This is a genomic window from Chromobacterium sp. Ag138 (genome assembly GCF_055181315.1).
On sequence record NZ_JBUPWA010000001.1, the window covers coordinates 2,626,983 to 2,646,992 of the forward strand.

The 20,010-nt window shown below is 64.6% G+C and carries 23 protein-coding genes; 2 read left to right on the forward strand and 21 right to left on the reverse strand.

Annotation, left to right across the window (positions count from 1 at the left end):
- Positions 1–20: 20 nt before the first annotated feature.
- The 12 genes from hisH to ACY3GB_RS12145 form a co-directional block, all read right to left on the reverse strand.
- On the reverse strand, positions 21–659 hold the full coding sequence (gene hisH / locus ACY3GB_RS12090) for an imidazole glycerol phosphate synthase subunit HisH (protein WP_463088955.1): 639 nt from the start codon (positions 657–659) through the stop codon (positions 21–23).
- Positions 660–663: 4 nt separating this feature from the next.
- A complete protein-coding gene (locus tag ACY3GB_RS12095) occupies positions 664–1,071 on the reverse strand; it encodes a VOC family protein (protein WP_106075698.1) in 408 nt (135 codons plus the stop codon).
- Positions 1,068–1,661 (reverse strand): imidazoleglycerol-phosphate dehydratase HisB, encoded by a 594-nt coding sequence (gene hisB, locus ACY3GB_RS12100; RefSeq protein WP_463088956.1) that lies wholly within the window; start codon positions 1,659–1,661, stop codon positions 1,068–1,070. The genes ACY3GB_RS12095 and hisB overlap by 4 nt, the downstream gene beginning before the upstream one ends.
- A 7-nt stretch (positions 1,662–1,668) precedes the next feature.
- Positions 1,669–2,745 (reverse strand): histidinol-phosphate transaminase, encoded by a 1,077-nt coding sequence (gene hisC, locus ACY3GB_RS12105; protein ID WP_463088957.1) that lies wholly within the window; start codon positions 2,743–2,745, stop codon positions 1,669–1,671.
- A 188-nt stretch (positions 2,746–2,933) separates the two neighbouring features.
- On the reverse strand, positions 2,934–4,244 hold the full coding sequence (gene hisD, locus ACY3GB_RS12110; RefSeq protein WP_463088958.1) for a histidinol dehydrogenase: 1,311 nt from the start codon (positions 4,242–4,244) through the stop codon (positions 2,934–2,936).
- A 90-nt stretch (positions 4,245–4,334) separates the two neighbouring features.
- The gene (gene hisG, locus ACY3GB_RS12115; protein WP_011134165.1) at positions 4,335–4,976 is read right to left on the reverse strand and encodes an ATP phosphoribosyltransferase; all 642 of its coding nucleotides are present in this window, start codon (positions 4,974–4,976) and stop codon (positions 4,335–4,337) included.
- Between the two features lie 36 nt (positions 4,977–5,012).
- Positions 5,013–5,777 (reverse strand): flagellar brake protein, encoded by a 765-nt coding sequence (locus tag ACY3GB_RS12120; RefSeq protein ID WP_463088959.1) that lies wholly within the window; start codon positions 5,775–5,777, stop codon positions 5,013–5,015.
- A 45-nt stretch (positions 5,778–5,822) separates the two neighbouring features.
- Entirely contained in the window at positions 5,823–6,401 is a 579-nt protein-coding gene (locus tag ACY3GB_RS12125) for an SCO family protein (RefSeq protein WP_463088960.1), read from the reverse strand.
- Positions 6,401–7,300: a heme o synthase gene (locus ACY3GB_RS12130; protein WP_463088961.1), complete on the reverse strand. Its 900-nt coding sequence runs from the start codon at positions 7,298–7,300 to the stop codon at positions 6,401–6,403. The genes ACY3GB_RS12125 and ACY3GB_RS12130 overlap by 1 nt, the downstream gene beginning before the upstream one ends.
- Positions 7,297–8,328: a COX15/CtaA family protein gene (locus tag ACY3GB_RS12135; RefSeq protein WP_463088962.1), complete on the reverse strand. Its 1,032-nt coding sequence runs from the start codon at positions 8,326–8,328 to the stop codon at positions 7,297–7,299. The genes ACY3GB_RS12130 and ACY3GB_RS12135 overlap by 4 nt, the downstream gene beginning before the upstream one ends.
- A 47-nt stretch (positions 8,329–8,375) precedes the next feature.
- Positions 8,376–8,885 carry a hypothetical protein gene (locus ACY3GB_RS12140; protein WP_463088963.1) on the reverse strand — a complete coding sequence of 170 codons (510 nt, stop codon included), beginning with the start codon at positions 8,883–8,885 and terminating at the stop codon, positions 8,376–8,378.
- Positions 8,872–9,486, reverse strand: a complete 615-nt coding sequence (locus ACY3GB_RS12145) for an SURF1 family protein (RefSeq protein ID WP_463088964.1) — start codon at positions 9,484–9,486, stop codon at positions 8,872–8,874. The genes ACY3GB_RS12140 and ACY3GB_RS12145 overlap by 14 nt, the downstream gene beginning before the upstream one ends.
- Before the next feature lie 103 nt (positions 9,487–9,589).
- Between ACY3GB_RS12145 and ACY3GB_RS12150 the strand changes: the two genes are divergently transcribed.
- On the forward strand, positions 9,590–9,787 hold the full coding sequence (locus tag ACY3GB_RS12150; RefSeq protein ID WP_021478398.1) for a DUF2909 family protein: 198 nt from the start codon (positions 9,590–9,592) through the stop codon (positions 9,785–9,787).
- 6 nt (positions 9,788–9,793) lie between these two features.
- Here ACY3GB_RS12150 and ACY3GB_RS12155 read toward each other — a convergent pair whose 3' ends face one another.
- The 6 genes from ACY3GB_RS12155 to bioD all read right to left on the reverse strand — a co-directional run bounded on the left by ACY3GB_RS12155 (position 9,794) and on the right by bioD (position 14,972).
- Complete coding sequence (locus ACY3GB_RS12155) at positions 9,794–10,651, reverse strand: cytochrome c oxidase subunit 3 (RefSeq protein ID WP_463088965.1); 858 nt, start codon at positions 10,649–10,651, stop codon at positions 9,794–9,796.
- 10 nt (positions 10,652–10,661) lie between these two features.
- Positions 10,662–10,838: a DUF2970 domain-containing protein gene (locus tag ACY3GB_RS12160; protein ID WP_463088966.1), complete on the reverse strand. Its 177-nt coding sequence runs from the start codon at positions 10,836–10,838 to the stop codon at positions 10,662–10,664.
- A gap of 2 nt (positions 10,839–10,840) precedes the next feature.
- On the reverse strand, positions 10,841–11,401 hold the full coding sequence (locus ACY3GB_RS12165) for a cytochrome c oxidase assembly protein (protein ID WP_463088967.1): 561 nt from the start codon (positions 11,399–11,401) through the stop codon (positions 10,841–10,843).
- Positions 11,398–13,035, reverse strand: a complete 1,638-nt coding sequence (gene ctaD / locus ACY3GB_RS12170) for a cytochrome c oxidase subunit I (protein WP_463088968.1) — start codon at positions 13,033–13,035, stop codon at positions 11,398–11,400. The genes ACY3GB_RS12165 and ctaD overlap by 4 nt, the downstream gene beginning before the upstream one ends.
- A 13-nt stretch (positions 13,036–13,048) precedes the next feature.
- Positions 13,049–14,164 carry a cytochrome c oxidase subunit II gene (coxB, locus tag ACY3GB_RS12175; RefSeq protein WP_463088969.1) on the reverse strand — a complete coding sequence of 372 codons (1,116 nt, stop codon included), beginning with the start codon at positions 14,162–14,164 and terminating at the stop codon, positions 13,049–13,051.
- Between the two features lie 175 nt (positions 14,165–14,339).
- On the reverse strand, positions 14,340–14,972 hold the full coding sequence (bioD, locus tag ACY3GB_RS12180) for a dethiobiotin synthase (protein WP_463088970.1): 633 nt from the start codon (positions 14,970–14,972) through the stop codon (positions 14,340–14,342).
- A gap of 221 nt (positions 14,973–15,193) precedes the next feature.
- Between bioD and ACY3GB_RS12185 the strand changes: the two genes are divergently transcribed.
- Complete coding sequence (locus tag ACY3GB_RS12185) at positions 15,194–15,637, forward strand: hypothetical protein (RefSeq protein ID WP_463088971.1); 444 nt, start codon at positions 15,194–15,196, stop codon at positions 15,635–15,637.
- 274 nt (positions 15,638–15,911) lie between these two features.
- On the opposite strand, the gene ACY3GB_RS12190 is transcribed toward ACY3GB_RS12185, so the two are convergent.
- The 3 genes from ACY3GB_RS12190 to ACY3GB_RS12200 all read right to left on the reverse strand — a co-directional run bounded on the left by ACY3GB_RS12190 (position 15,912) and on the right by ACY3GB_RS12200 (position 19,934).
- Entirely contained in the window at positions 15,912–17,699 is a 1,788-nt protein-coding gene (locus ACY3GB_RS12190) for a 2-isopropylmalate synthase (protein WP_463088972.1), read from the reverse strand.
- A gap of 185 nt (positions 17,700–17,884) precedes the next feature.
- Positions 17,885–19,231: a HAMP domain-containing sensor histidine kinase gene (locus ACY3GB_RS12195; protein WP_463088973.1), complete on the reverse strand. Its 1,347-nt coding sequence runs from the start codon at positions 19,229–19,231 to the stop codon at positions 17,885–17,887.
- A gap of 46 nt (positions 19,232–19,277) precedes the next feature.
- Positions 19,278–19,934 (reverse strand): response regulator, encoded by a 657-nt coding sequence (locus tag ACY3GB_RS12200; RefSeq protein ID WP_463088974.1) that lies wholly within the window; start codon positions 19,932–19,934, stop codon positions 19,278–19,280.
- Positions 19,935–20,010 lie beyond the last annotated feature (76 nt).

Sequence of the window (20,010 nt, forward strand, 5' to 3'; positions counted from 1 at the left end):
GTGCTAGGTGTATTCGTAAGTTAAACATTGCCGTCCCAGGCCAGGAAGTTCTTCATCATCAGAAGTCCGGCCCGGTGGCTCTTTTCGGTGTGAAACTGCGTGGCGAATATGTTGCCACGCCCGACGATGCAAGCAAACCGCTGCGGATAATCGCTTTCCGCGAGCGTCAGCGCCGCGTCGGCCGGCGCGAAATGGTAACTGTGGACGAAATAGAAGCGCTCGCCGTCGGCGATGCCGGCGAACAACGGATGGGACCGGGTCTGGTAAACCTGGTTCCAGCCCATGTGCGGCACCTTCAGCCGCTCGCCGCCGGCGACGAGATCGTCGGCGAAACGCCGCACGCAGCCCGGGAACAGGCCCAGGCCGGCGGTGTCGCCTTCCTCGCTATGATCGAACAATAGCTGCGCGCCGACGCAGATTCCAAAAAACGGCTTGCTCTGCGTGGTTTCACGCACCGCCTCGGCCAAGCCGTGGCGATTCAGCTCGCGCATGCAGTCGGGCATCGCGCCCTGGCCGGGGAAAACCACCTTGTCGGCCTTCACCACCGCTTCCGGGTCGCGGGTCAGGAAAATATCGGCGCCGTTTTCGTTGGCGGCCTGCAGGGACTTCAGCACCGAGTGCAGATTGCCCATGCCGTAGTCGATGACTGCGACTTTCATCTTGCTACAAGCTCATGTTCGGGGTGTGGCAGAACTCCAGCGCGATGCCGCCGGGATCCTGGAAAAAGACAGCGTAGTAGCCGTCGCTGTAATGCGGATACTCGGCCGGCGCGTCGGTGACGCGCGCGCCGATTTCCAGCAGCAGCCCATGCAGCGCGTCCACCGCCTGCCGGCTGGGCGCGTTGAAGGCCAGATGCTGCAGGCCGACGCCATGGCGGATGAAGCCCGCTCCGTCTGCCTGGCTCTGCTGCAGATAGATTTCATAGTTGCCGGCGGCATAGGCGGTCGGCCCAGCCGCGCGCCAGCCCATCGCCGGCATCGCGGCATCGTAGAAGGCCTTCGCCGCCGCCAGATCCGGCACCGACAGGCACAGGTGGTTGAGTCCGGCGATGCCGGGATCGACCCGGCTCATGCGCTCAGCGTCCCCTTGGTGGACGGCGTGATGCCGGCCATGCGCTCGTCGTGCTCGCAGGCCATGCGCAGCGCGCGTCCAAAGGCCTTGAAGATGGTCTCGGCCTGATGGTGGCTGTTGTGGCCGCGCAGATTGTCGATATGCAGCGTGACCATGCTGTGGTTGACGAAGCCGTGGAAGAATTCGGAGAACAGGTCGACGTCGAACTGGCCGATGCTGGCGCGGGTGTAGTCGACGTTGTAGACCAGGCCCGGACGGCCGGACAGATCGATCACCACCCGGCTCAGCGCCTCGTCCAGCGGCACGTAGGCATGGCCGTAGCGGCGGATGCCCTTCTTGTCGCCGATGGCGCGGGCGAAAGCCTGGCCCAGCGTGATGCCGATATCCTCCACCGTGTGGTGGGCATCGATATGCAGGTCGCCCACCGCCTTGACGTCCAGGTCGATCAGGCCGTGGCGGGCGATCTGGTCCATCATGTGGTCGAGGAAGGGCACGCCGGTTTCAAAGCGGCCGACGCCGGTACCGTCCAGATTCAGGCTGACGGTGATCTGGGTTTCCAGCGTGTTGCGGGTGACGGTTGCGGTTCTCATTGCGGCTTCAGGCGAAAAAACGTTGGATGGCGGACAGCAGCGCGGCGTTTTCATCCGGGCTGCCGACGGTCAGGCGCAGGCAGTTCGCCAGCAGCGGGTGGCCGCCGTGCAGCTGCTTGATCAGGATGCCGGACGCCTTCAGGTGCTGGAACAGCGCCGGCGCGTCCGGCACGCGGACGGTGACGAAATTGGCCTCGGACGAAAACACCGCCAGTTGAGGCAAGGCGGCCAGCGCCCCGGACAGTTTCGCGCGCTCGGCGCGCAGCTCGGCGGCCTGGCGGTTGAACACGTCCAGATGCTTCAGGGCGAAACGGGCGGCGGCAATGGTCAGCACATTGACGTTGTACGGCGGCCGCACCTTGTTCAATTCATTGATCCAGACCGGACTGGCCGCCGCGTAGCCGAGGCGGATGCCGGCCAAGCCCAGCTTGGACAGCGTGCGCATCACCAGCAGGTTGTCCAGCTCGCCGGCCAGATCCATGAAGCTGTCGGAGGCGAAGCTTTGGTAAGCCTCGTCCACCACCACCAGCCCCGGCGCCGAGCGGCAGATCGCCATCACCTCGTCGCGGGCGTAGCGCGGACCGGTGGGATTATTGGGGTAGGACACGAACACCACCGCCGGCTGCTCGCGCTCGATGGCGGCGAGCGTGGCCGGCAGATCCAGCGTGAAATCCTCGCGCAGAGGCACGCCGACGTACTGCAGGCCGGAGAACAGCGCGTTCATCTTGTACATCACGAACGACGGCTCCAGCGCCAGCAACTTGGCGCCGGGACGCGCCAGCGCCTGGGTGACCAGCGTGATCAGTTCGTCCGAACCGTTGCCCAGCACGACATCGGCCACGGCCGGAATGGCGAAAGCGGCGCGCAGATCGTCTTTCAGGCCGCCGCCGTTGGCGTCCGGATAGCGGTTCAGCGCCACCCGGGCCAGCTCGGCGGCCAATTCGTGCAGCAGCTCGACCGGCAGCGGCCACGGGTTTTCCATCGCGTCCAGCTTGATGAAGCCTTCGGCGTCGGCGACATGGTAGGCGCCGATGGCGGCGATCTCGTCGCGGACGAGTTGCTTGGCGGTCAGTTTGGTCGTCATCGTGTGTCTGCGGCGCGTCGCGCCGTCATAGGCCCGCGGGCGGGCAAAAAAACATCGTAACCCGTCGGCGTGCGGCGGGCTACCGCCGCGCGCTCAGGAAGCCGCGCCTGTTGCGGCCCGGGCACGCCTTCCAGGAAAAACGGGCAAAAATCAGCACCCGGCCTGAGACATGGCGGCTCAGCGCCGTGTCAGGCTTTGCGCTCCCCGCTGCCGTCCAGACGCAGCTCGGCGGCGCGGGCGTGGGCGGTCAGGCCCTCGCCATGCGCCAGCAAGCTGGCGATGCGCCCCAGCTTCTGCGCGCCGGCCTGCGACACGCGGATCAGGCTGCTGCGCTTCTGGAAGTCGTAGACGCCCAGCGGGCTGGCGAAACGCGCGGTGCGGCTGGTCGGCAGCACGTGGTTGGGGCCGGCGCAGTAGTCGCCCAGGCTCTCCGAGGTGAAGCGGCCCATGAAGATGGCGCCGGCGTGGCGCAGCTGCGGCAGCAGGGCTTCCGGATCTGCCACCGACAATTCCAGGTGCTCGGGCGCGATGTAGTTGCTGATCTCGCAGGCCTCGGCCAGGTCGGCCACCTGGATCAGCGCGCCGCGGTTGCCCAGACTGGCTTCGATGATGGCGCGGCGCGGCATGGACGGCAGCAGCTTGGCGATGCTGGCCTCCACCTGTGCGATGTAGTCGGCCGACGGGCACAACAGGATGGCCTGGGCGATCTCGTCGTGCTCGGCCTGGCTGAACAGGTCCATCGCCACCCAGTCGGGCGGCGTGTCGCCGTCGCAGATCACCAGGATCTCGGACGGGCCGGCCACCATGTCGATGCCGACCACGCCGAACACCCGGCGCTTGGCGGCCGCGACGTAAGCGTTGCCGGGACCGGTGATCTTGTCCACCTGCGGCACGGTTTCCGTGCCGTAGGCCAGCGCAGCCACCGCCTGGGCGCCGCCGCAGGTGAACACCTTGTCGACGCCGGCGATATAGGCCGCGGCCAGCACCAGATCATTGCGCTCGCCGCCCGGCGTCGGCACCACCATGATGATCTCGCCGACGCCGGCCACCTTGGCCGGCAGCGCGTTCATCAGCACCGAGCTCGGATAGGCGGCCTTGCCGCCCGGCACGTAGATGCCGACGCGGTCCAGCGCCGTCACCTGCTGGCCCAGCAAGGTGCCGTCTTCGTCTTCATAGCTCCAGCTGTGCGCCAGCTGCTTCTCGTGGTAGCGGCGCACGCGGTCGGCGGCGGCGGACAGCGCGTCGCGCACGTCGGCCCCCAAGCGTCCCCAGGCGGCTTCCAGCTGCTCGCGGCTGAGCGTCAGGTCGGCCATGCTAGCCGCCTGCATGCGGTCGAAACGGTTGGTGTGCTCCACCAGCGCCGCGTCGCCGCGATGATGGACATCGGCGCAGATGGACGCCACGGCGGCGTCGACTGCGGGGTCCTGCGCGGTTTCAAAGGCCAGCAGCGCTTTCAGGCGCGCGGCGAAGTCGGGCTGGGAGGAGGACAGTTTCAACATGATGATTCTCTGATGCTTGGAGCTTGAAGAATGGGCAACGCCGGCCGCCAGCAATCGGTTGACCGGCGACGCGGCAAGAGTTGGAAACGGTCAGGCCGGCACGGCGCCGGCGAAGGCGTCCAGCACCGGCTGGATCGCGTCGTATTTGAGCTTCAGCGCGGCCTGGTTCACCACCAGGCGCGAGCTGATGTCGATGATGTGCTCTACCGCCGCCAGCTTGTTGGCGCGCAGCGTGCCGCCGGTGGACACCAGGTCGACAATGGCGTCGGCCAGGCCGACCAGCGGCGCCAGCTCCATCGAGCCGTACAGCTTGATGATGTCGACGTGCACGCCCTTCTTGGCGAAATGCTCGCGGGCGATCTGCGGATATTTGGTGGCGATCTTCAGCCGCGCGCCGCGGCGCACCGCCGCGTCGTAATCGAAGCCTTCCTGCACCGCGACCATCATCTTGCACTTGGCGATGTTGAGGTCCAGCGGCTGGTACAGGCCGGCGCCGCCGTGCTCGATCAGCACGTCGCGGCCGGCGATGCCGAGATCGGCCGCCCCGTACTGCACATAGGTGGGCACGTCGGACGCGCGCACGATCACCAGTTGCACGTCCGGGTGGTTGGTGCCGATGATCAGCTTGCGCGAGGATTCCGGATTTTCGGCCGGCACGATGCCGGCCGCCGCCAGCAAGGGCAGCGTTTCTTCAAAGATGCGGCCCTTGGACAGGGCAATGGTCAGCTTCATGATGTTCTACTGCGAAAAGGATTTCGATAATTGCGGTCAACCCACCATCGCGCGGCGTTCGCGCTCGAGGAAGCCGACATAACGCTGGATGATGGTTTCCATCGGCGGCGTCAGGTTGAGATAGGAGCATCCCACCCGCATCGCCTCGTTGCCGTTGCGCATCCGCGCGGTCAGGCGGTGGCGCACCTCCACGCCCAGCGAGAGCGTGCCGAACGGCTTCAGGTCGATCGAGCACTGGCGATACTGCTGGCCGATGTCGAAGCCTGGCGTATCGACGCCCGGCAGCCACAGGCTCAGGCCGCCCAGGCTGATGTCGAACAGCGCGAGATCGATCTCCCGCTGGCCGAAATCGCCGATATGGCAAAAAATCGGCTGGCCCAGCGGCGTCTGGATGCGGAAAAACTCGCGCCGCTGCAGCTTGATCACCTGCTCCGGCAGCCGGCACTGGAAGGCCGGGCGGTTATCCATCGTCACCCGGCTGATCTGGCCGGTGACGAACTGGGTCTTCACCCCCTCGGGAGAGCAGACGAAGACATTGCGCTCGCTGTTCAGGACCTGGGCATTGGTTTCTTCCTCGGCGCCCCAGTCGAAGATGAAAACGCCGGCCTGGTAATCCACCTCCAACAGCCGGGTCAGAATGAAGTTTTTACCCTTGTTGGCAAAAACCGTCACCATATGGCCGTGCTTGGCGATATTGGTCAGATGCTGCGCGATCTCGGTCGGCGAGCTCAGGGTGAACTTGGCCAGATCCAGCGGCTGATGCGAACTTGCCGGCATGCCTGGCGTATTGTCGTTGCTCACGATATTCCGGCCTTCATGTCTGCGGGGTTGAGTGATACGCCAAGTTTAGCGTAACAACAGCCGGATATCAGAAGCAAGGTTGGCGGCCGGGGTGCCGTAGGCCTCGTACACCCGGAGCTTGCCTTCCTTGTCCAGCAGATAGGAACCGGCGCTGTGGTCGACGGTGTAGCCGCCCTCCTCGTTTTTCACCTTCTGCGCGACAACCTTGTACTGCTTCATCACCTTTTCGATGTCGCCAGCGCCGCCGGTCAGGCCGATGAATCGCTTGTCGAAATGCGGCACATAGCCGGCCAGCACCTGGGGCGTATCCCGCTCGGGATCGACGCTGACGAACAGCACCTGCACCTTGTCGCCGTCCGCGCCCAGCTGCTTCATCACCGACGCGTACTCCAGCATCGTCGTCGGACAAACGTCGGGGCAGCTGGTATAGCCGAAGAACAGCGCCACCACCTTGCCGCGGAACTCATCCAGGCCGCGGGGCTTGCCGTGGAAATCGGTCAGCTTGAAATCGCCCCCCATCGAGGCGTCCTCGATGGCGGTGCCTTTGAAATCGATTTTCTGGGCGCAGGCGGACAACACCAACGCAGCGAACAAGCCTAGCAGGCACTTCAGGAGTCGGGACATCAGCTCAATCGAATCAGGTAGTAATGGTCAAGCAAAAGCGCCGCGAACAGCCAGGTCAGATACCAGATGGACCAAGCGAACAGGCGGCGCGCCAAAGCGTCAGCATACTGGCGATGCAGCCTGACGGCAAGGAACAACAATCTGCCGTCCAACAGCAAAACCGCGCCCAAATATATTGCCCCCGCCTCGCCCAGCGCCACCGGCAACAGCGTGACCGCCGTCAGCAAAAAACCGTACAACACGATGGACAGCGTCGTGTAGCGCTGGCCATGGGTGACCGGCAGCATCGGCAAGCCGGCGCGGGCGTAATCGTCGCGCCGGTACAAGGCCAGCGCCCAGAAATGCGGCGGCGTCCAGGTATAGATGATCAGGAACAGCACCAGCGCGAACGCGTCGATTTCGCCGTTGACCGCCACCCACCCCAGCACCGGCGGCATCGCGCCGCTGGCACCGCCGATCACGATGTTCTGCGGCGTGTTCGGCTTGAGCAACAAGGTGTAGACAATGGCGTAGCCGACAAAAGTTCCCAGGGTCAGCCAGGCGGTCAGCGCGTTGCAGCAGGCCAGCAGCAGCGCCAGCCCCATGCCGCCGACGGCCAGCGCCGCCAGCAGCGTCTCCCGCGCGCCCACCTCGCCGGTGGCCGTGGCCCGCCAGGCGGTGCGCCGCATCCTGACATCAACGCCGCGCTCCACCAGGCAGTTGACCATGGCCGCCGCGCCGGCCACCAGCGCGATGCCCAGCGTGGCCGGCGCCACCACCGCGGCATCCGGCACGCCCGGGCTGGCGAGAAACATCCCGATCACCGCGCAGAACACGATCAGCGCCACCACCCGCGGCTTGGACAGCTGCCACAAGGCGTAGGCGTGTTGCCGCCACAGCGTCAGGCCGACGGCGCTCATCGCCCCTCTCCCGGCCCGCTCAAACGCTCGTGATGGAAAAACGGCAGCCTCGGCCAAGCCACGCGCCGCCGCTCCATCTCCCTCGCGTGCAGCCGGGACAGCAGCAACAAGGATGTCGCCAGCAACACGGCCGCGCCGGCGTTATGCGCCACCGCCAGCGGCAAGGGCAGTTGCAGCAGCACATTGGCGACGCCCAGGCCCACCTGGGCCGCCCATGCCATCCCCAGGCACAGCAGGTGCCGCCGCAACGCCCTCTCCCGCCAGCCCATCCACAACAGCGACGCCAGCAACAGCGACACCAGCAGTGCGCCCAGCCGGTGCAGCCAATGTATGGTCACCAGGCTGGCGAAATCGAGCAGGCTGCCGTCCGGCGCCTCGCCCAGTTCGCGCAACAGGTGGAAGGCGTGATCGAAACGCAACGCCGGCCAGCTTTCGCCGTTGCAGGCGGGGAAGCCCTGGCAAGCCAGCGCGGCGTAGTTGCTGGACACCCAGCCGCCCAGCGCCAGTTGCAGCGCCAGCGCCGAAACCAGCCAGGCGGCAAGCCTGACTTGCCTTGCGGGAACGGCGACAGGCGGCAAGCCGGGGGACAAGGCCATCCAGACCAGAATCTGCAGCACCGCCATGCCGCCCAGCAGATGGGAAGTGACGATGACGGGCTTGAGCAGCAAGGTGACGGTCAGCATGCCCAGCAAGCCCTGCAGGCCGAGCACCGCCAGCAGCAGTCCAGCCGGCAGGCGCTGGCGCTTTTCCCGCCAGGCCCGCCAGGCGATCAGCGCGATCAGCGCGCCCAGGCTGCCCGCCAGATAGCGGTGCAGCATCTCGCGCCAGGCCTTGCCCAGGCTGACCGGGCCTTCCGGCGACAGCGCCTGGGCCTGAAGTATGCTGTCGGCCGCGTGCGCCGGCGAAATCTGGCCGTAGCAGCCTGGCCAATCCGGGCACCCGAGGCCCGCGTGGGACAATCTGACATAGGCGCCGAACGGCACCACGACGACGGCCAGCAGCAAAGCCAGCCAAACCAGTTTCCGCATGGCGAGCGCCCCCCAGTGCACAGCGTGTCCGCCGGTCAGCCGCCGGCTCAGCCCAGCCCGTTGTTCACCTTCAACACCTTGGCCACTTCATCGATGATCCGGCGCGGATCCGCGCCGTCACGATAGAACATCACCTGATTGCCCAGCGGATCGACCAGATAAAAACCCTGGTTGCCGGCCGGCAAGGCCGACTCGGCCGAATGCGGCAGCAGGTGCGGCACATCGAGCCGCGGCGCCCGCTCCGAAACCTGCAAAGCCACCCTGGTCACGCGCCCGGCCGCTTCGCCCTGCGCCCTTTCTATCTGGCGCATCGCATGCCAGCGCTGCTGGCAACGCCCATGGCACTCCGTGCCCCATACCGCCGCCAGCACCCATTTCCCGCGCGGCCATTGCGGCTGCGTCGCGGCGGCGAAAGGATGAGTGGGCAGCAATTGGCCATAGCTGCGTCCACCCTGCGGCGGCAACAACCAATAAGCCAGCAAGGCGGCCAGAACCGGCACCAGGCACAACAATCCCATCGCCAGCAACACCATCCGCCCCCGGTTAATGGATTTCATGCCTGCGCCTCCACATCAGCCAGCTGGCGCCGCTGATGCAGACGCCCAGCAGCAGCCATTGCAACGCGTAAGCATAGTGGCGGTCCGGCATGAACTCCGGCACTACCGGCCAGTGCAACAGCGGCGGCGGGGAGCTTTCCAGCACCACCACGCCCTGGAACCAATGCCCGGGATAGCGGCGGCGCAACGCCGCTTCGTCCACCTCGTCGACAGGACCCTCCGCTCCCTTGACCGCGCCCGACAGAACGAAATGGCGCGGCGTCGGCATCCGATAGCCCTGGGCTTGCACCTGCTCCGGCCGGAAAGCCGGCAAGGGCGCGCCGTCGACCAGCCACCCCAGGTCCAGCAATGCCAGCGAACCGTCGCCGCCTTGTCGCCACGGCTGCAGGATGCGCCTCCCGACTTGTCCGGCGAGGAAGCTGTTGCGCAGCTCGATCACCGGGCCGGCCGGCTCGGCCCGGCTCAGCCTGACCCGAGTGAACTCCGGCGGCGGCTCCGCTTCGCGGTAGACCAAGTCCACCGGCGCCACGCTCATCGCGCTGGTCAAGGAGCTCAGCAGCGCCTCCTTGTCTTGCCCCCTTTGCCACTGCCATACTGCCAATACATATGGTAATAAATTGATTACCAAAAGAAACAGCCACAGCGTTCGTTGCCATTTAGACTTCGGCTTGCGTTCCGGATCAGTTTGCGTGGAGGATACGGTCATGAAACTCGTCATCCTGTTGTTGCTTGCCTGTATCGTCCTGGCCCTGTTCTGGGGCTTGACCGGGCTGATGAAGGCCGAGCACGGCTCCCAGCGCCTGGTGCGCTCCTTGACCCTGCGGGTTGGACTGTCGATTGGATTATTCCTGCTGCTGTTGCTGGGCGCGCTGTTCGGCTGGTGGCGCCCGCACCATGTCTGATTTCCCTCATAGCCAGTAAACGAAGATAAACAGCAGCAGCCACACCACGTCGACGAAATGCCAGTACCAACTGGCCGCCTCGAAGGCGAAATGGTGGTGGGCATCGAAATGCCCGCTCATGCTGCGCAGCCACACCACGAACAGGATGATGGAGCCCAGCAGCACGTGCAGGCCATGGAAGCCGGTCAGCATGAAAAAGGTCATGCCGTACGCGCCGGAAGCCAGCGTCAGATTCAGCTTGCTGAAAGCGTGGCCGTACTCGTGCATCTGCAGCCCCAGGAAAGTGCAGCCCAGCACCACGGTCAACAGCAGCCCCAGCGTGAACTGGCTTCTCTTCTCCTGCAGCAGTCCCCAATGCGCCCAGGTGACGGTGGCGCCTGAACTCAACAAGATCATCGTATTCAGCGACGGCAGCCCCCAGGCTTCCATCGCCTGATAGGCCTGGGTGATGCCCGGGCCGGTGGACAACGGCCACGACGCTTCGAAATCCGGATAAAGGATTTTGTAGTCCAGCGATCCCAGTTCCGGCACCGACACCGTTCTCACCCAGAACAGCGCGCCGAAGAACGCGCCGAAGAACATCACTTCGGAGAAAATGAACCAGCCCATGCCCCAGCGGAAGGACATGTCCTCTCGCCCCAGATACACGCCGAGCCGGCTTTCCCGGATCACGTCGCCGAACCAGCCCACCAGCATCGCCACCAGGATCAACATCCCCAGCGCCAGCGACACCTTGCCCAGCAGCATCCCATTGACGGCGAACGCCGCGCCCAGGCCGATGCAGAACAGCGCCAGCGAACCCACCATGGGCCAGCGCGACGGCGACGGCACGAAATAACGGTTCTGTTCTTCTACGCTTGCCATCTCACTCCTCCTAGCGGGTCACCCAGGACACCAGCAGCAACAGGGCGACAATCAACCCTGCCGCCAGCGCCAGCGCGGTGACGATCAATTGCCACGGCTTGAGCGCCTGGTCGGCCTCGGAAGCCGCTCCCTTGCGCACGCCGATGAAGGCGCCCAGCACCGCCTTGACCCCTTGCCCCCAGCTCATGGTCATCCCTTTCCCTGGCCCGGCACATCGAACACGGTATAGGCCAGCGTGATGCTGGTGATCGAGGCCGGCAGCTTGCGGTCTATCACGAACACGACCGGGAAGGTGCGGGTCTCGCCGGGCTGGAAACGCTGCTGGGTGAAGCAGAAGCATTCCAGCTTCTTGACGTACTCGCCGGCCTCGGCCGGCAGATAGCGCGGCAGCGCCTGCCCCACCACCTCGCGCGGACTGGCGTTGGTGATCCGGTACTGCACCTGGACGAAGGTGCCCGGCTTGACCTTAAGATGGGTGGTCAGCGGCTGCACTTGCCACGGCAGGCCCGCCTGCACGGTGGAGTCGAAGGTCATCCGGACCTCGCCGTCGCCGGCGACCAGATCTTCCTGCTCCAGCTCGTCCGCCTTGACGACGTCGTTGAGGCCGGTTTTCTCGCACACGATGCGATACAACGGAATCATCCCCCAGGAGAAAGCGAACATCAGCGCGACAATCAGCACCAGCCGCTTCACCAGCCGGAGGTTGCGCCGCCGCATCGCCATCGCGTCCATGCCCGTCTCCCCGCTCAATGCGAATGTCCGCCCCCGCCCTCCTGGCAGGATACGATCACGCCGTTCTCGCCGACCTCGACCCGCGGCGCCTGCTCGAAGCTATGGTAGGGCGCCGGGGTCGGCAGCTCCCACTCCAGCGTGTTGGCGCCCTCCCAGGGCCTGTGCGGCGCTTTTTCGCCGTGGCGCAGCGCATGCAGGATGTTGTACAGGAAGATCAGCTGGCCCAGGCCGAACATGAAGGCGCCGACGCTGGCGATGCGGTTGAAGTCGGTGAACTGCAGCGCGTAGTCCGGAATCCGCCGCGGCATGCCTGCCAGGCCCAGGAAATGCATCGGGAAGAAGGTGACGTTGAACCAGATCATCGACCACCAGAAATGCAGCTTGCCCAGCTTCTCGTTGTACATCCGGCCGCTCATCTTGGGAAACCAGTAGTAGATCGCGGAAAACAGGCTGAACAGCGCGCCGGCCACCAGCACATAGTGGAAATGGGCCACCACGTAGTAGCTGGCGTGCAGCTGGATGTCCACCGCCGCCACGCTGAGCGTGATGCCGGACAGGCCGCCGATGGTGAACAGCAGGATGAAACCGATCGAGAACAGCATCGGGGTCTCGAAACTCATCGCGCCTTCCCACATGGTGGCGATCCAGTTGAACACTTTCACGCCGGTGGGCACCGCGATCAGCATCGTCGCGTACATGAAGAACAGTTGCGCGGTGGCCGCCATGCCGGTGACGAACATGTGATGCGCCCACACCATGAAGGACAGGATGCCGATGGAGCTGGTGGCGTACACCATCGAGGTGTAGCCAAACAGCGGCTTGCGGGCGAAAGTGGGGATCACCTGGCTGACGATGCCGAAGGCCGGCAGCGCCATGATGTAAACCTCGGGGTGGCCGAAGAACCAGAACACGTGCTGGTAGAGGATGGGATCGCCGCCGCCGGCGGCATTGAAGAAGTGGGTGCCGAAATGGCGGTCAGTCAGCACCATGGTCACCGCGCCGGCCAGCACCGGCATCACGGCGATGATCAGGTAAGCGGTGATCAGCGAGGCCCAGGCGAACATCGGCATCTTCATCAGCGTCATCCCCGGCGCGCGCAGATTGAGGATGGTGACGATGATGTTGATCGACCCCATGATGGAGCTGATGCCGAGGATGTGGATGGCGAAGATGGTCATGTCCATGCCCATGCCCATCTGCGTGGACAGCGGCGCGTACAGCGTCCAGCCGGCGGCGGCCGCGCCGCCCGGCACCGCGAACGACATCAGCAGCAGCAGCGCCGCCGGCGGCAGCAGCCAGAAGCTCCAGTTGTTCATCCGCGCGAAAGCCATGTCCGGCGCCCCTATCATCAGCGGCAGCATCCAGTTGGCCATGCCGGTGAAGGCCGGCATGATGGCGCCGAACACCATGATCAGGCCATGCAGCGTGGTCAGCTGGTTGAACAGCTCCGGCTGGAAGAAGCGCAGGCCGGGGCTGAACAGCTCGGCGCGGATGCACAGCGCCAGCACGCCGCCGGTGAGGAACATCGTGAACGAGAACCACAGGTACATCGTGCCGATGTCCTTGTGGTTGGTGGCCATCAGCCAGCGGGCGATGCCATGCGGCTTGCCATGGTGGGCGCCGCCGGCGTGGGTGGTTTCCGCGATTGCCATTAGGTCCGACTCCTTATGCCGCCTTGCCGCGCGCAGCCTTCACTTCCTTGGGCTGCACGATCTGGCCGGTATGATTGCCCCAGCTGTTGCGCTCGTAGGTGATCACCGCCGCGATGTCGGTATCGGACAATTGCTTGCCCCAGGCCGCCATCGCCGGATTCTTCTTGCCGCCGAACAGCACGATCTCGATGTGGCCCGCCTTGTCGCCGGTGGCGATGGGCGAGCCGTCCAGCGCCGGGAACGTGCCCGGGATGCCCTTGCCATTGGCCTGGTGACAGGGCACGCAGTTCTGGGCGTAGACTTTCTCGCCGCGCGCCTTCAGGTCCTCCAGCTTCCACACCTTGTTGGGATCGTCGGCGGCGGCTGCCATCTGCTTGAGCTTGGCCGCGCGCCATTTTTCGTAGTCGGCCGGCGACTTGGCTTCCACCACGATGGGCATGAAGCCATGATCCTTGCCGCATAGCTCCGAGCACTGGCCGCGGTAGACGCCGGGCTTCTCGATCAGCATCCAGCTGTCGCGCAGGAAGCCGGGAACCGCGTCCTGCTTGACGCCCAGCTGCGGCACCCACCAGGAGTGGATCACGTCGTTGGCGGTCAACAGCAGGCGGATCTTGCGGTCGGTCGGCACCACCAGCGGCTCGTCCACTTCCAGCAGGTAGTTGGCGGGCTTCTGGATGGTTCCCTCGATCGCTTCCCTAGGGGTGGCGAGATGGCTGACGTAGCCGAAATTGTCGTCCAGGTAGTCGTAGCGCCATTTCCACTGGTAGCCGGTGATCTTGATGGTCATGTCCTCGCTGCGGGTGCTCTTCTGCGCCAGCACCGCGCGGGTGGCGGGAACCGCGATGACGACCAGGATCAGCAGCGGCACCACGGTCCAGATGATCTCCACCGTGGTGTTTTCGTGGAATTGCTTGGCCTCGTTGCCAGCCGATTTGCGGTGATGAAAGATGGAATACAGCATCACCAGGAACACCACGGCGAAAATCACGCCGGTGACGATCAGCAACATGGTGTGCAGGTGGTATTCGGTGCGCGCCAGCGGGGTGACCGGCGGCTGCAGGTTGAATTCGGCCGCGGCCGCGCTCTGGACGGCCATCAGCAGGCATAGCGGAATGCGCAAACAAGACATGTTGCCCCCTAGGTCAAGACGACCGACACAATGCACTGCATGCACAAGCACCGGCTTGTTGCCGGCATGTTTTCATCGTAGGAGCAATGTCAAGAAAAACAAGAATGCGTCATGACGCGGCGCAATGCGCGCGGATCGGGGCCATGGACGGCGGCCGCCGTCCATGGGAAGGCGCTCAGGCCGCCGGCCGGTAGGGGATTTCCAGCAGCAGCGGGGCCGGAATGTGGCGTTTGAGCGTGGCCAGATTCTCCGCGTAGGCCGCTTGCGGCGGCTGCGCGCAGTTGGCGATCCAGCCGGCCAGCTCCAGCCCGCTGCCGCGCACCGCCTGCGCCGTCAGCAAGGCGTGATTGATGCAGCCCAGCCGCATGCCCACCACCAGGATCACCGGCAGCGCCAGCGCCCGCGCCATGTCCGACATGAACAGGCTGTCGGACAACGGGGCCAGCCAGCCGCCCGCCCCCTCCACCAGCACGATGTCGGCCTGCGCCCGCAGGCGCCGGCAATGATCGACGATGCGCGGCAGCTCGATCTCCACGCCCGCTTCGCGCGCGGCGATGTGCGGCGACACCGGCGGCAGGAAGCGATAGGGATTCATCAGTTCCAGGTCGGTCTGGCCGGTTGCCGCGGTGAGCCTGGCCACATCGTCGTTCCACCAGCCGCCGTCCGGCAAGATCTCGCAACCGGACGCCACCGGCTTCATCGCCAACACGGTTTTGCCCTGCTCTTGATACGAATGGATGAGTTCGACGGCGGAATGGGTCTTGCCGATCTCGGTGTCGGTGCCGGTGATGAAATAGCCTTGGCTCATGCTCGCTCCCGATTATGGTTGTCCCGCGCCGACGCCCTGGGCCGGGACCGACGTTTTACACTAGGCCGCGCCGATATTTCAACACTTCCGGCGCCACCGGCCGCCGTCTCCGCCTTCAACAGGGCATGCGCAATCCTTTAAGCATAAAGATCAGGTCGCCAGGCAAAGGCCAACTCGCGCCATGCCAAAATCGCAATCCTCAACTTTTTTAGGAACTCGCCATGAAAGAGAGCGAAACTTTGGCCGCGCTGGCCGGCATGGGCATCATGGTGCTGGTGGTGGTGGGCGCGCTGGTGCTGGCGGTCAGCATCTTCTATTTCCTGACCCTGCATCAGACGATGAACGCCGTCGGAGAAGAGCGCCGTCCACTGGCCGGCGGACTGATCTGGCTGGCGCTGATTCCAGGCCTGGGGCTGGTCTGGTACATGATCTACATCTTGCTGCTGTCCAGCGCATTGCGGAAGGAGCTGGCGCAGCGGCAACAGCCGGGCGACGGCGGCTTCGGCATCAGCCTGGCGCTGGTGATCTTGCAGGTGCTGTGCTTCATTCCCTACGTCAATCTGCTGGCCGCGCTACCCGCTCTCGCGCTGTGGATCGCGCACTGGGTGAAAATGGCCGGCTACCGCAGGCTGCTGCAGCCTGCCCAAGCGGCATTGGCGACATAGCAATCGCAGTCTGGCGCCGGTTTCTCCAACGGCGCGGGGGCCGCGCCCTCGACGTGCCAACGCCGACCTTGTGGGTCGGCGTCGTGCCGTCGGCCTTTTGGGCGTGGGCGCGATGAGTTCGGCCGGATAGGCCTGCGCAGGATTTCACGCGGGATGGGGTGAAAGCCTTTTGGCTTGGCGGCTCGGGCCGCGGGGCGCAACGACAAGAACGGGATGGAAAACCTTGCCGCCTCCTCGCGGCGACGGGCCGCCGCGCCGGGGAACCTCAGTCGGCTCAGACCACGGCCTGAGCGCTCACTTTCTCCTCGATGGTCAGCTTGTTCAGCGCCGATAGATAAGCTTTGGCGCTGGCGACGATGATGTCGGTGTCCGCGCCCTGGCCGTTGACGATGCGGCCGTCGCGCGACAGGCGCACCGTCACCTCGCCCTGGGACTCGGTGCCCTTGGTGATGGCGTTCACTGAATACAGCTCCAGCTCGGCGCCGCTGTCGACCACCGCTTCGATCGCCTTGAACGCCGCGTCCACCGGACCGGAGCCGCTGGACTCGCCGCGCTGCTCCTCGCCGTGCTCGACAAACACGATGCTGGCCAGCGGCGGTTCGCCGGTTTCGCTGACCACTTTCAGCGACACCAGCTTGTAGTCCTCGCGCTCGATGTTGACCATCTCGTCGGACACCAGCGCGTGCAGGTCTTCGTCGAAAATCTCGCGCTTCTTGTCGGCCAGCTCCTTGAAGCGGGCGAAGGCGGCGTTCACTGCCTCCTCGCTGTCCAGCACGATGCCCAGCTCGGACAGCTTGGTCTTGAACGCGTTGCGGCCGGACAATTTGCCCAGGGTCAGGCGGTTGGCGCTCCAGCCCACCGATTCGGCCGACATGATCTCGTAGGTTTCGCGGTGCTTGAGCACGCCGTCCTGGTGGATGCCGGACTCGTGGGCGAAGGCGTTGGCCCCGACGATGGCCTTGTTCGGCTGCACCGGGTAGCCGGTGACGGTGGACACCAGCTTGGATGCCGGCACGATCTGGGTGGCGTCGACTCGGCTGTCCACCCCGAACACGTCGCGGCGGGTCTTCACCGCCATCACGATTTCTTCCAGGCTGGCGTTGCCGGCGCGCTCGCCCAGGCCGTTGATGGTGCACTCCACCTGGCGCGCGCCGCCCAGCACCGCCGCCAGGCTGTTGGCCACCGCCATACCCAAATCGTTGTGGCAATGGGCGGACCAGACCACCTTGTCGCCGCCCGGTGTGCGGGCGATCAACTCGCGGAAGAAGGCCTCGGTCAAGCGCGGCACCGCGTAGCCGACGGTGTCCGGCACGTTCAGCGTGGTGGCGCCGGCCTTGATCACCTCGCCGAAGATGCGGGCCAGGAAGTCGATGTCGGAACGCAAGGCGTCCTCGGCGGAAAACTCGACATCATCGGTATATTCTCGGGCGATCGTGACTGCCTTCACCGCCGCGTCCACCACTTCGTCCGGACTCATCCGGAGCTTCTTTTCCATGTGGATGGGGCTGGTGGCGATGAAGGTGTGGATGCGGCCGCGCGCGGCCGGCTTGATCGCTTCGCCGGCGGCGCGCACATCGCGCTCGTTGGCGCGCGCCAGGCTACAGACGGTGGAATCCTTGATGGTTTCGGCGATGGCGCGGATAGCATCGAAATCGCCGGGGCTGGCGGCGGCGAAGCCGGCCTCAATAATGTCCACACCCAGGCGCTCCAGCTGGCGCGCGATGCGGATCTTCTCTTCCTTGGTCATCGAGGCGCCCGGCGACTGCTCGCCGTCGCGCAAGGTGGTGTCGAAAATGTAGAGGCGCTCGCCCATGTCGATAGTTCTCCCTGCCGCCTGGCTCGGCTCGCCGACCAGATAGTCGTTGAAATCAAAACGCCTGCCCTGTCCCGCGGCCAATTGCGCCAGCCGGCTCAACTGGGTCAGCGGCAGGCTGCCGCGCTCCCTCCATTTGTATATCGCTGCGCGGCTCACCGGCTCGTCGGGGAACAGACGGTTCAGCTCATCGGCCAGATGGCTCGGTCCGCCGAAGTCCGCGACCAGTCGTTCAATATCCACTTGCATCAATGTGCTCCTGCAGCATGTTTTGAATCAGCCTACTCAAACATGAGACACAAGGTCAAATTTGACAGAAAATATCTGTGTCAAATTCGTCACAATTCATGTCCAACTTTATTTTTTAGACAAAATGTAGAATTTAGCCGTAAAAAAAGGCGCCCGCAGACGCCTGGACAAATCTTACCGAGCATCTAACTTGGCGACCACCAGGGCAGACTGATATGAAACGCCACGCCCCGCCCCTCCAGCCCCTCCGCCATCCGGATGCGGCCGCCCTGCGCCCGCACCGCCTGCCAAACAATGGCGAGCCCCAAGCCGGAACCGGGCGCAGATGCCGTCTTGCCCCGGTAAAAGCGCTCGAACAGATGCGGCCTGTCCTCGACGGCGATGCCAGGCCCGTCATCCGCCACCACCAACTCGATTCGTCCATCAGCGGCGGCAAGCCGCACCCGGACGCGACCGCCGGCGCGGCCATAGGCCACCGCATTGGACAGTAGATTATCCACAATGGAGAGGAAGGAAACCAAAGCCAAGCTGGCCAGCAAGCCATCAGGCGAGTCCAGCTCCAGTTCCATGCCCTTTGCCTCCGCCCGCGGCGACAAGCCGATCAAGGCATTGCGCGTCACCTCGACCAGATCGACCTGTTGCCGGCGCTCGCTCTCCACGCCATCCAGCGCCGCCAGCTGCAACAGCTGCTGCACCAAATGCGAATGACGGGCCACCGCCTGCTCCAAAGCGGCGAGGTTTTGCTGCCTGGCTTCGGCATCCTCCTCGCGGGCCAAAGCATGCGCCTGCGTGGAAATCACCGCCAACGGCGTGCGCATCTCATGGGCGGCATCCTGCACGATGGCGCGTTCGCGAGCGATGCTGTCGCGGCTGCGCCTGAGCAGCTGGTCCAGCGCCTGGACAATCGGCTTCAACTCCCGGTAGGGCAAGCGCATGGACAAAGGAGAAAAATCATCGGAGGCGCGACGGTTCAGATAATCGGCCAAGCGCCTCAGCGGCAGCAAGCCGCGCGAAATGGCGAGCCACAGCGGCAGCAGGACTAATGAAAAAGAGATGGCCAGGGGCGCGATATATTGCTTCGTGAGAAAAGGCAGCACTTCCTCGTCTGGAATCACCGGCTCGAACACAGTCAAATATCCAGCAGCATAGAGACGCTCCGCTACCCGATACGCTTTTCCTTGCAGCTGCACCACGCCCTTGTTCAAATCACGCGCCGGCAACGCAATGGCAGGGACGCCCGGCGAAGCGTAGATCCATTCGCCTTGCCGCGTGCGCGCGGAAATCAACAAATCGCCCGGATAGTCGACTTCGACCTTGGAGGCCACATTGATGCGCCGCGATGCGTTGAACAAGCGATCCGCCGTCTCCAAGGCCTGCCGATTGCGCTCCATTCGGCCAGGCGACAGCGTCACGGAAATCAGATCGGCCACTCTCCACAAAACTTGGCGCCGGGATTCAGATGACCTCGACTCCTGGTACTCCAGCCGAACCAGCACCAGCCATATCAAGGCGAAAGCCAGCAGCAACGCCAACAAGACCCGCCTCGTCAGCGACGGCGCCAAACCATCCGCCAGTCGCTTAAACCACATACTGATAGCCCACGCCGCGTACGGTGCGGATGCGTTCGGCGCCTATCTTGCGGCGCAGATTGGACACGTGCACCTCTATCGCCGCGCCGTCGACAATATCGCCAAGCGGCTCCAGACGTTGTCCCAGCACCGTTTTCGACACGATGCGGCCAGGGTCGCGCGCCAGTTCCACCAGCAAACGGAATTCGCGAGGCGACAAGTCCAGCGCCAGGCCATCCAGCCAAGCCAAATGCACGCGGGGCTTGAGGCTCAGCGCGCCCAGGCTCCAGACTTCGCTGGCCTGGCGGGCGCTGCGGCGACATACCGCCCGGACTCTCGACACCATTTCCGACACTGCAAACGGCTTGCACAGATAATCATCGGCGCCATCGTCCAAACCCGCCAATTTATCGTTCAAATCGGCGCTGGCCGTAATCATGATCACCGGCACGGCGATCTGCCTGGCCCGCCAGGCCCGCAACAAGGCCAAGCCGCTGCCGTCCGGCAGGCCCAAGTCCAGCAATACGCAATCGAACCGGTCCGGCTCGAGCAAGGCGTCCGCATCCGCCAGCTTGCGCACCCATTCGGTCGTCACCGCTTCGGCTTTCAACGCGGCCTGCAAAGCTCGGCCCAGGTCCAAGTCATCCTCAACAATCAATAGATGCATTTTCGTTTCACCGCAACAGTCTTTGGCTTAGCAAAAGGTTGGCATACGCATACTTGCACCATACAAACGGGATGCC